Origin of the sequence: Pigmentiphaga sp. GD03639, from assembly GCF_029845405.1 — a bacterium.
Taxonomy (GTDB): domain Bacteria; phylum Pseudomonadota; class Gammaproteobacteria; order Burkholderiales; family Burkholderiaceae_B; genus Pigmentiphaga; species Pigmentiphaga daeguensis.
This window is the reverse complement of sequence record NZ_JAOCLR010000011.1, coordinates 150,883-162,198: the sequence shown is the minus strand read 5'-3', so window position 1 is coordinate 162,198 and position 11,316 is coordinate 150,883. Positions and strand designations below refer to the sequence as shown.

Genomic DNA, 11,316 nt, shown 5'->3' with positions numbered 1-11,316 from the left:
ATGCACGAACAGGCTGCTTGCGATATCGATCTTCAGCGCAGGCAAGGACTCGCCTGACGTGCTGGGCAGGCTCAGACGCTCGATCACCGGCGCGAGCGGCGGGGTGATGCTGTCCAGGCAAATCTGCCGGACGAAATCCTCCACCAGGTCCAAGCGCTCCAGCGGGATACCGAGCACTTCACGGGTGTCGTCCACGCCGAGCACGCACACACCCCCCCGGCTGTTGGCGAAAGCGGCCAGCTCATCGGCCAGCGAATCTTTATGGGGGGCTGACACCTTTTGACCGGCAAAGCGGACTTCCTTCAACTCCAGATAGGAGTCCTCTCCCAGGCGAATCTTGTCGATCAAGTCCGCGATGTTGTCGAACATGTCAAACCTCTCTTCCCAGGCGTTGGTAACGCCGTTCGAACGCTTCTTCGCCGCCTTCCATCACCTGGCAGACTTCGCGGCGCATGGCCTGATCCTGCAACGAGCCGGTTTGCTTCACGTGGCACTGGTGGTTGAAGTCCAGTACGTGGATCAACTCCGCATCGCCATTGACCACGATGTTGGGGTTGTGGGTCACGATGATGAGCTGACGGCGCAGTTTGTTGCTGCGGATCTGCTGCACGACCAGTCCGTAGATCAGGTGGTTATCCAGGTCATCTTCTGGCTGGTCGAGCACCAGCGGCTCGTTGCCGTGCGCCAGCAGGAAGGCCAGCATGGCCGCCGCGCGCTGCCCGGCGGACGCCTGGCCGATGGACTGAAAGTCCCGCCCGTCACCTTTGCGGCTGTATTCCACCTGCAAACCGTCTTCAGGGAACCAGCACAGGATGTGATCGATGAACTCCGGGCGCTTGTCGGCTTCCGCTTTCAGGAATTTATTGAACCAGCCTCCAAACTCAGCCTGGCCGCGACAGGCTTGCGACAGGCGTTTCTTCTGCGTCAATAGCGCCTGCTCGAAGGCCGCCGTATCCCATACGCCCGGCTGCTCGACCAGATCAACCGTGCCCAGCAGATCGGCCACGAGCCCTTTGGGGGATGCCCCCTCTTGCTCCTGATACAGGTCGTCCACGTACTTGCCTTCAGCGGCCCCAAGCACCTCCCGCAAGGAGCGCTCGATGCCCTGCGCGTCCCGGCTGTACGGGATCAGCTCGATGCGCACAAAGGGATTGCCTTGCAGCGTTGCCTGCAGAAATGCGCGCCGTTGGGCGCTGATGGCGCGGCGGGCGGATTGCACCTGTTCCAGCAACGACTTGGCCTTCTCGCGCAACTCGGTGTGCTGCTTCTGCAAGGCTTCCAGCTTCTTCAGCTCGATTTCCAGGCGCTGCTTTTCTTGCACCAGACGACCGTACTCGCTGGGGTCGCTGACGCCTTGTTGCTGCAAGTCGGCCTTGAGCTGCTCGTAAGCCGTCTTGGCCGCGCCGATCCGCGCAAACCAGGGCGAAGCCTCCAGTTCACCTCTCAGGACTTGCCCTCGCTCCTGCAGCACGTTTGCCGCGCGCTCGACGTCCTGCTGCGCCTTGGCGATGGCGGCGTGCAGCGCCTGGACAATGCCTAGTGCCGGGCCGTCCTCGGCGGTATCGAACAAGCCTTCCGGCAAGTCTTCCGCCAACAGATCGTCGGCAAGCGCTTTCAAGCGGGTTGCCAGTTCGGCGGAGGCGTCGAACTGGCGTTCCAGCTCGCGGCTTTGCCGGTTGGTGCGCTGATAGTTTTTCAGCAGAGCGGCATGATCGGCGCCCTCGAAGCGGGCCAGCTTGCGCTGAATATCTTGCAGGGCCAGTGTTAACGCTTCACGCCCTTGCAGCTTGCCATCCAGCTCGCGCATCTGCGCCCGTGCGGCCAGGAAGGCACGCTTAGCTTCCTCGAAAGCGGCTTGCTGCGATTGCGTGCCCGCCGCATCGTCAATCACCTTGAGCAGTGCCTGCTGGCTGTCACCGGCCAGCGCGGCGATCTGCCCCTGGCTGAACAGACGCACCGGAAAGCGTTGCTCGGTGACGGCCTGACTGGCCGAAGGCTTGAAACTGCCCGTAGCGGCGTCCCATTCCTCCACCGCGTGGCCCTGGCCATCCTGCCGCCAGATCAAGCGATAGGGCATGCCATCGCGCTGTACTTGCACGCAGAGGCTGGTTTCCGCCCGTAGTCCGCCTTCGTCATTGCGGCTCCTGGCAACCTGATTGAAACGCTTGAAGGTCTGCCCGGCTTCCGAACTGAGCGACAGCTCCTTCTCACGGCGATAAGCCAGACGCAGGGCATGTACGATGGTCGATTTACCGGTGCCACGACCGCCGATCAAGGCATTGAAGTAGGGGTTGAGCGGCAATCTCGCAGACGTTCTGCCGCGCCCCATGTAACGTGCGTCACGGATTTCTATCGATTCGATGAAATGCTCGGGCGTATTGAAGGGCGCAAAGCCGTTGCTCTCATCGCTGCGCTTGACCGACACCTCCTGCCCATCGAGCAACGCAAGGCGCAAGCCCTCCAGGCTAGGCCGGGCCATCTTGATCCAGGTGTAGCGCGAACCGGGAACAGCCGTACCTTGGAAGCTGTGGCAATCGCTGCCCGCCACGCTGGAAAAACGCAGTTTCAGTTCATCCAGCACCATGGGCACGGGGCTGGAGGAGGCAGTCCACTCCAGCGCCAGGATGGCGGGCTCCTGCAAGACCGCCTTAACCGTGTTGGCATCCATCACGCATCTGCGCGTACCAGGCTCGACCCGCAACAACCCCTTGTCGCCTTCGATGTGTGCCGGAATGGCAAGGCCGCCCGCCGCCAGAATGCGTTCCACCACCTGGGCGGCGCCGATGCGGGTGACGCCATCGCTGTCGCCGCGCGTGCCTTGGTAGTCCACCCTTGCCAGCAGATCGCTGATGGTCTGACTGGTGGCGGACGGGTCAAAGATCGCCAGCAGATGAAAGCCACCCTGCACCGAGATTTCCACACCGGGGAAGAGGTGCAGCTCACGGAACCCGTCAGGTGGCGTGCCCGCGTCGGCCTCACGCTTCATCTCTGCATAGGCCAACTTGAGCCTGTCGATCCACTCACCGGTGTTGTGGTCGGTGACCGCCACGCAGTCGATTTCGGCGGCCATGTACTTGAGCAGCCATGTCTGCGGCGTTAACTCATCGGCGTGCCGATGGCTACCTGCCATGCCCCGGTATCCTTGGAAGCCGGCGTGTGGGTATGGAAATCGAACTTCCACCAGCGGGCGCCGGGATAAGGCCAGGGTTGGCTTGCGTTGACGCTCATGTTCATTCCCTCAGTAATACTGCCGGATGTAGCTGTAGGCCTTCTCAAACAGCTCCTCATCCGCGTGCAGCTTGTATTTGAAGAGGGCTTTGCGCAGGGCCTTCTTGACCTCGCGTTCGCCGGCCTGCGTGCCTTGCCAGCCCGGGAATCGGACGAGGCGCACGATCTCGTCGATGTCCGCCACGACGCGTTCGACCATGATCGGCGTCTCGGCGGTCTTTACTTCGTTGAACAACTCGGTGAGCGCCGCCTTGCCTCGATCCTCGTCCTCTTCAGGCGGGACCTCCTTCTCGGCTTGTAGCGTCTCCTTGGCGATCTCCAGCAACTGCTTCAGAAACTCGACGCTGTTGATCTGTCCGGATTCGAAGCGGTCCTTCAGCGCATCGAGCCGCTCCGACAGTTTCTTGAACTTGGGGTTACCCCCATGCCCGCGCAAGCGGCGTTTGAGCTTGATCTCGATCTCCTTGGCCTTCTTGGGATCGGGGTTGGAGAGCACGGCCTCCAGCAGATCGGCGTCCAGCACCAAGGTGTCGAGGTCATCCCGCACCGCGTCGACATGCACGTTCTGGTGGATCAGCTCGATGGTCTTGGCACCCAGCGAATGCCAGATCAGCTTGCCGTGGCCACTGGAGGGCTGCACCGACTGGTACACCTGCGACAACCACTTGTAGTCCTTCTCGAAGGGGCCCAGAACGGTGTCGGGTGACAGGGCCTCCCAGATCTTGTTGAGCACGCTGTACTCAGCAGCAAAGTTGTCTCTTACCTCGTTATTGGGCAGACACTGCTGCGCGGCGATCAGGCCCTCGTAGCCTTGCACGCTGCGGTCGCAGCCGCCAAAGAAGGCCAGGCATTTCTGCATGGCTTCTGGCAGCTTGTCCTTCAGCTCCTGAATGTTGCTCACCACCTGCTTGACGCTCTGGTCGTCAAATTCCAGTGCTGCAGCCACGTCATCAAATATGCCGAGGTAGTCGACGATCAGTCCGTGGGTCTTCTGCTCGGAGTAGGTGCGGTTCACCCGGCAGATGGCCTGCAGCAGCGTGTGGTCACGCAGCGGCTTGTCCAGGTACATGGCCTGCAAGATTGGCGCGTCGAAGCCGGTCAGCAGCTTGGCCGTGACGATAATCAGCTTTAGCGGGTCGGCCGGGTCACGGAAGCGATCCAGCAGTCGCTCTTCTTCGTCACGGCTTCGGTCGTAGGGCGCGTACTCTGGATGTTCCTTCTTGTCCGCCGCCTGCACCGACATCACGATGTCTGTAGCCTCAGGCGGCAGCAGCTTGTCCAGCTCGGCCTTGAACAGCAGGCAGGACTCGCGATCGAACGTTACGATCTGGCCCTTGAAGCCATTGGGCTCCACCTTGGTCTGGAAATGCTCGACGATGTCCTCGCAGATCTTGCGGATGCGCTCGGGCGTCTTCACCAGCACGGCCATCTTGGCGGCAGTCTTAGCGAGGTTGTCCTTGTCGAGATCCGACAGGCCGCCGGTCAGGTCTTTGTAGGCGGCGTCCAGGGCAGCCTTGTCGATGTGCAGATCGATCAAGCGCGGTTCGAAGTGCAGTTTTAGCGTGGCACCGTCGCGGATCGACTCCTCGAAGCCGTACCGGCTCATGTAGCCTTTCTCGTCCTCGTCGGCACCAAAGGCGTAGAAGGTGTTGCGGTCGGCACGGTTGATCGGCGTGCCGGTCAGGCCGAACAGAAACGCGTTGGGCAGGGCCTCACGCATCTTGCGGCCCAGGTCGCCTTCTTGCGTGCGGTGGGCTTCGTCCACCAAGGCGATGATGTTGCTGCGGTCGTTCAGGCTGCCAGTGGCCTCGCCGAACTTGAAGATCGTGGTGATGATGATCTTGCGCACGTCCTGAGCCAGCAGCTGCTGCAGCTTCTCGCGGGTGTCCGCTTTCTCAAGATTGGGAATGTCAGCGCCAGTGAAGGTGCCGGTGATCTGAGTATCCAGGTCGATTCGATCCACCACGATCAGCACGGTGGGATTCTTCAGGCCGGCATGCATGCGCAGCTTCTGCGCGGCAAAGACCATCAACAGTGACTTGCCCGAACCCTGGAAGTGCCAGATCAGGCCCTTCCTGGGGTAACCCGCCAGCACGCGCTCGACGATCTTGTTGGCCGCTTCAAACTGCTGGTAGCGGCAGATGATCTTGATGCGCTGCTTTTTCTTGTTGGTGGCGAAGAGGGTGAAGCTGCCGAGGATGTCCAGCACCACATGCGGGCGCAACATGCTCTCAGCGGACAGCTTGAGCGACTTCAGCGGGTGGTGCTGACCATCCTCGCCGTCGCCATCCAGGTGCCACGGGCCCCAGTCCTTGACCGGCAGCCCGATGGAGCCGTAGTGGTAGGCCTTGCCCTCGGTGGCGACCGAGAACACGTTGCAGACGAACAGCTCTGGCACGAACTTCTCGTAGTCGTCGTGCACCTGCACCGCGCCATCGACCCAACTGATGCACTTCTTGACCGGCGTCTTGGCCTCGATCAGCACCAGCGGCAGCCCGTTGACCAACAACACCAGGTCGGCGCGGCGCTCGATGGGGCCAGCACGGTAGGTGTACTGCTGGGTGACGATGTACTGGTTCTGCGCCAGATCATCCAGGTCGATCAGCCGCACCGGCACATGCTCATTGTTGTGACCGAAGGGCATCGAGCGCTCACCACGCATCCACGCGGTCATTTCCTCGTTGGCGCGGATCAGCCCATCCGAGCGCACCGACAGCACGATGGCGCGCAGCTTGTAGAGCACCTCGTCGGCGCGGTCGGGTTGGGCAGCAATCTCCGGATTCAGGCGGATCAACGCCTCGCGCAGCCAGGGCTCGACCAGCACTTCCTGAATCTGGCGCGGCACCTCAGCCGGGGCGGCGTATCGCCAACCGATGCCCTTGGGGCTAGGGCCGTAGCTGGCTTGAGGCTCCTGAACAGTGTTGCCCGGGACAGCCTTAATGGGGCCTGCGAGCAGATCGCGGACGTAGGCTTCGACGGTGTTGGATTCGTTAAACATCAGCAACTCCGATCATCTCGTTAGCGAGCCTCGCCCGGAAGTCGCGCGCCGTTGTAAAGCGGCGGTCCAAATCGGCAACCGCCTTTTCTAATGTGTGAAGCTGATCCGCAACCTCCTTCTGGGTCACAGGATCAGGCATATCCAATCGAAGTGGTCTCAGATCTTGAAGATTGATGTTCTTCTGTGCAGTTTGGGTGGCCACATGATTTTCAAGGTACTTTTGCTTTGTCCGGAGCACGTACTCAAGGAAGCGAACATTTGTGCCATCTCTTGGAACAATCCCAACAACGCTGTCCGGGCACCACGTCTCCTGCGTCGTTATGGCTGTGTAGCCAATGTTGGCCGCGATGGTTATGAGGATCGAGTTTTTAGGAAACGACTTGCTGTATTTCAGCCCCTCATCGCTAAGCATCTGCGATGCGCCACGCAAATCACCCGTCGAGGCAACGATGTCACCGGTCTGCACAAAAGGATAAGGACCTCCAAAGAACTCCGGGAGGTTTCGAGGTCGGTGGCTAAATTTCCCGCGATCTACTGTTGCCACATCTTGCAATAGAGTCTGTTTCCATGAATCCGCAGGGCTGAGAAGTTCAACGGAGGCTGAGCGGAACAAAGCAGAGGCGTTGTTGCGTGCTTGTTCATAAGCCAGTTCGCATTCGAGCGCAGATGTGATCGCAGAAGCGATTTGACTCTGGATATCCAAAGACGGCAGCACAAACTCAAAACTAGCCAAGCTCTCCCAGTTGGTACGAGGGCTCAGCGAGCCGGCAGAAGTGCCCACCGCGTGATCAAAAAAGGCATCGGTCTGGCAAATGAAGGGCAGCAGCTCCGGCAGCAAAACCTGTGCGTCCTTGGTTTCCAACACATAGATGTCACCGGAGCACACCCCAGAGAAATCCGCCACAGCCACCTTGCGCTGGTAAGCGCGTCGCTTGCCGAACAGCACCTGCCCAGGTTGAAACACGCTGGTGAAGGTCACGCCGTCAGCGACGTTGCCCCAATTGCGGATGCGCAAGTCACCGGGTTCGAGATGTTCCAGGCCGACGTAGCGTTCAATGCCGTCGGCCAGCGGATCTTGGCTGCGCGCTTTCGAGAGGCGTACCACATCACCGAATTTGACACGGCGAGCACTCATACCAAATCCCCCACATTATCAGGGGTCAGGCGATGCTCGCGCATCCATGCTAGGGCCCTATACCAACGTGCTTCTTCAATACGCTGCTTGCTGGGGTGCCAGTTATGAGTTACTTCACGGATGATGTCTTCATCGACGAAAGGCTCATTCTTGGCTTTGAGATCGAACCAAGCCGAGTACAGCGTGGCCACGATCTCGCATTGTTCCGTGCTGGCCGCCTTGAGCCGCGTGATCAGAAGATTTATGCCGTCACGCGCATGTGCGAAGTAGCGAGCATAGTAGTCAGCATGCTGCCCCACTTTCTCCAGCGGGGTGTATTGCGTGCGGCCATTTATTTTTGATGTGTCAAACCATTTATGTGATCGCAGATTGTTCACAATAGAACGCATGGCTTTGGGATCATATGGCCCTGCTGCTTGCCGATAGTAATGGCTTTGCATGTCGGCTTCGAGACTAAAGTGCTTTTCACTCAGGAACAGCAGTTTCTCTAGCTTCACGCTGCCAAAGCGCTGTTCACGATGCGATTGATGCACGATCTCCGCTGCGAGGACTGCACGCTTAAAAGCTGGTTGCACTGGCGACTTCGCTTTCTGTGGCATAGGAATTATTTGGGCCACAGGACTGGTAGGGCAAAGCCCATCCAGCGTTTCCACCACTGCGTCCATCTGTTGCCAGAAGGCACGACCATCGGTCTGCCATTGGTTCCAAGCTGAGCGCAGCGATACCGCGTCGCCATTGCTGTCGGTGGCGACTGCGGCGGCAATGCGCTTCACGTACAGCGGGATCGAGAGGTTGCCCGCATTGGCACCGATTTCGGCCAGTGTGGCGACCTTGGCGAAACCGGGCACATCGGCAAACGTCTTGTAAGCGCTCAGGATGCGCTGCTGGTGCTCGGGCTTCAAAAAACTCTGTGCCCGTTCCCGGGTGACCTCGTTCACCGCGTCGATGAAGATCACCTTGCCCTTGCGAGCGGCGACCTTCTTGCGGTTGCAGATGACGATGCACGACTCCATCGGGGAGTTGTAGAACAGGTTGGGACCCAAGCCGATGATGGCCTCGACCCAATCCTGCTCGACCATCTTTGCGCGCATGGCTTGTTCTTCATTGCGGAACAGCACGCCATGGGGCCACAGCACGGCACACCGCCCCTTGGCGGTGAGGCTGGTCAGGATGTGCTGCTGGAAGGCGTAATCGGCACGGCCCTGCGGCGGCGTGCCCAGCGAGTTGCGGCCCCACTTGTCACTGCTCCAGGCCTCGCGATTCCACTGCTTGATAGAGTACGGCGGGTTGGCCAGGATCACGTCGAACTGGCGCAGGCGGTCGCCTTCGATGTGCTTGGGTTCGGCCAGGGTGTCACCCCGGATGATCTCGAAGTCCTCCACGCCATGCAGGAACAGGTTCATGCGGGCGATGGACGAGGTGATGAGGTTGCGCTCCTGCCCGTAGAGCTTGAGCGTGCGGTACTCTCCGCCCGAGCGCTTCACTTCGTCCAGCGCCGAGATCAGCATGCCGCCGGTGCCGCACGTGGGGTCGTAGATCGACTCGCCCGCCTGCGGTGCCAGGAGTTGCGTCATCAGGTGAACGACGGTGCGGTTGGTGTAGAACTCGGCGGCCGTGTGTCCGGAGTCGTCCGCAAACTTCTTGATCAGGTATTCGTAGGCGTTGCCGAGCTCGTCCTCGGGCACGTTGGCCACCGAAAGCGTCTGCGTCGAGAAGTGCTCGATCAGGTTTTTCAGCGTTTCATCGGGCAGGCGCTCGCGGTTGGTCCAGGGTGCATCGCCGAAGATGCCATCAAGCAGATCCGGGTTGGCGGTCTCGATAGCGCGCATGGCTTTCTGGATGGCTGCACCGACGTTTTTGGGTGCCTGGCGAACGTCGTTCCAGTGCGCGCCCTCGGGAATCTGGAAACGGTGGTTCTCCGCAAACTGGGCATAGGAGAGGTCGCCATTGGAGTTGGCCAGCGCCGCCTGGTATTCCTCGTTCCAAACATCCGAGACGCGCTTGTAGAACAGCAACGGGAAGATGAACTGCTTGTAGTCGCCGGCGTCGATGAGGCCGCGCAGCAGCACGGCGGCGCCCCAAAGGTAGCTTTCGAGCTCTTGTTGGCTGATGCGTTTGGTGCTACGAGCTTTCTCTTGTTCCATCTGGGCAAACTTTTCCTTCAGTCGAGCGCGCGCAGCATTAGCCAGTTCCTCAGTAAAGATCTTGTTGTCTTTGAATGGACGATCCGAACTCATTTCAGCCATCCCCCTTCATTCATGACCTGCGCAAGCCGTTCTTCGGCTTCGCGGCAGCGGGTGAGCGCATCCTTGAACGCCGCAATGGCGTCAGGCAGTGGCGGGATGTCTTCTTGCAGTGGTGGCAAGACATAGCGCGAAATGTTCAGCGTCCAGTCCTCGGCTTTGATCTCGTCGAGGCGGACCACCCGGACCGCGTCCTGCACATCGGCAAAGCCGCGATACCAGCTGAGGATTTCGGCGGCGTGCTCGGGTTCCAGATAGTTCTGCGCGCGACCCCGGCGGAACAAGCGTGACGCATCGGCGATCAGCACCTTCTTTTTGTGTTTGACCGGTTTGCGCTTGCGCAAGACCAGGATGCACGCGGCCAGGCCGGTGCCGTAAAACAGGTTGGGTGCCAGCCCGATCACGGCCTCGACCAGATCCATTTCCAGCAGCTTCTGGCGGATGCTGCCTTCCACACCTTTGCGGAACAGGGCGCCCTGGGGCAGCACCACGGCCATCCGGCCGCTGACGTCGGCCATCGACTTGACCATGTGTTGCACCCAGGCGAAGTCACCGCTGGATGAGGGTGGCAGACCGGCAAAGTTGCGGCCGAAGGGATCGTTCAACCACAGGTCCTCGCCCCACTTTTCCAGCGAGAACGGGGGGTTGGCGATCACGCAGTCGAATGTGGCCAGTCGGTCGACCTCAAAGAAGGCCGGGTTGCGCAGCGTGTCGCCGCGCACCACCTGGAAGTCCTCGATGCCGTGGAGGAACAGGTTCATCCGCGCGATGGATGAGGTGGTGAGGTTCTTCTCTTGCCCGTACAGCTTGCCCCACAGCCGCTTCACGTCGCCATGCTGTTCTTTCACGTGCTGCACGGCGGCCAGCAACATGCCGCCGGTACCGCAGGCCGGGTCGTAGATGGTCTCGGCTTCTTTGGGATCGAGCATGTCGATCATCAGCCGCACGACGCTGCGCGGGGTGTAGAACTCGCCGGCCTTCTTGTTGGTGGCGTCAGCGAACTTCTTGATCAGGTATTCATAGGCGTCGCCAAGCAGATCCGAGTTGACGTTCTTGTTGCCGAACGGCAGCTTGGAGAAGTGCTCGATCAGGTCCTTGAGCAAGGCATCAGACAGCCGATCCTTGTTCGACCACAGGGCATCGCCGAACACGCCGTACAGGGTGTCGGGGTTGGCTTTCTCAATCTCGCGCATCGCGCGCTGCAGGGCCGTCCCGACATTGCTGGCCTTGGTACGAACGTCGTTCCAGTGACATTCTTCCGGGATCTGGAAGCGGTGCGACTCGGGAAACCAGGCCAGTTGCTCGTCGCCGGTCTCATCGACGATCTCCTGGTATTCCTCATCCCAGACATCGCAGATGCGCTTGAAGAACAGCAGCGGGAAGATGTAGGTCTTAAAGTCAGCCGCATCCACCGGGCCGCGCAGGATATTGGCGGATTCCCAGAGGTGGCCTTCAAGTTGGCCAAGGGTGATTGCCGGGGTTGCTTGCGTCATTTGGATAGCGTGCTCTTGACTGGGGTTTTCGCGGCGTCATCGGCATGCAATTCATGCGTACGAGCGTACTCCAGCACCAGGATTTCGATCATTGAGGCCACCGAGCGACGCTCACGATCAGCCGCCAAGCGCAAAAGCTGCTTGATCTCGGCGGAGGTGCGGATGGAAAGGGTTTCGTCCTTCAGGCGTGACATGGCAGCGTCTCGTCAGTGATGTCAC

General features: G+C 60.2%; 6 protein-coding genes and 1 pseudogene. All 7 read right to left on the bottom strand.

Going from position 1 to position 11,316, the window contains the following annotated elements:
* Positions 1-369 (bottom strand): ATP-binding protein (locus N5K27_RS14495; protein ID WP_279817243.1); only part of this gene is annotated, 369 nt, incomplete at its 3' end.
* Between the two features lies 1 nt (position 370).
* Positions 371-3,228, bottom strand: a pseudogene (locus tag N5K27_RS14490) (TrlF family AAA-like ATPase).
* A gap of 10 nt (positions 3,229-3,238) precedes the next feature.
* Positions 3,239-6,226 carry an HsdR family type I site-specific deoxyribonuclease gene (locus N5K27_RS14480; RefSeq protein WP_279817239.1) on the bottom strand — a complete coding sequence of 996 codons (2,988 nt, stop codon included), beginning with the start codon at positions 6,224-6,226 and terminating at the stop codon, positions 3,239-3,241.
* Positions 6,219-7,361 carry a restriction endonuclease subunit S gene (locus tag N5K27_RS14475; protein WP_279817238.1) on the bottom strand — a complete coding sequence of 381 codons (1,143 nt, stop codon included), beginning with the start codon at positions 7,359-7,361 and terminating at the stop codon, positions 6,219-6,221. Before N5K27_RS14475 ends, N5K27_RS14480 begins: the two co-directional genes overlap by 8 nt.
* Positions 7,358-9,607, bottom strand: coding sequence for a class I SAM-dependent DNA methyltransferase (locus N5K27_RS14470; RefSeq protein WP_279817236.1), 2,250 nt, complete (start codon positions 9,605-9,607; stop codon positions 7,358-7,360). Before N5K27_RS14470 ends, N5K27_RS14475 begins: the two co-directional genes overlap by 4 nt.
* The gene (locus tag N5K27_RS14465) at positions 9,595-11,097 is read right to left on the bottom strand and encodes a class I SAM-dependent DNA methyltransferase (protein ID WP_279817234.1); all 1,503 of its coding nucleotides are present in this window, start codon (positions 11,095-11,097) and stop codon (positions 9,595-9,597) included. The genes N5K27_RS14470 and N5K27_RS14465 overlap by 13 nt, the downstream gene beginning before the upstream one ends.
* A complete protein-coding gene (locus N5K27_RS14460; protein WP_279817233.1) occupies positions 11,094-11,291 on the bottom strand; it encodes a hypothetical protein in 198 nt (65 codons plus the stop codon). Before N5K27_RS14460 ends, N5K27_RS14465 begins: the two co-directional genes overlap by 4 nt.
* Positions 11,292-11,316: the final 25 nt, after the last annotated feature.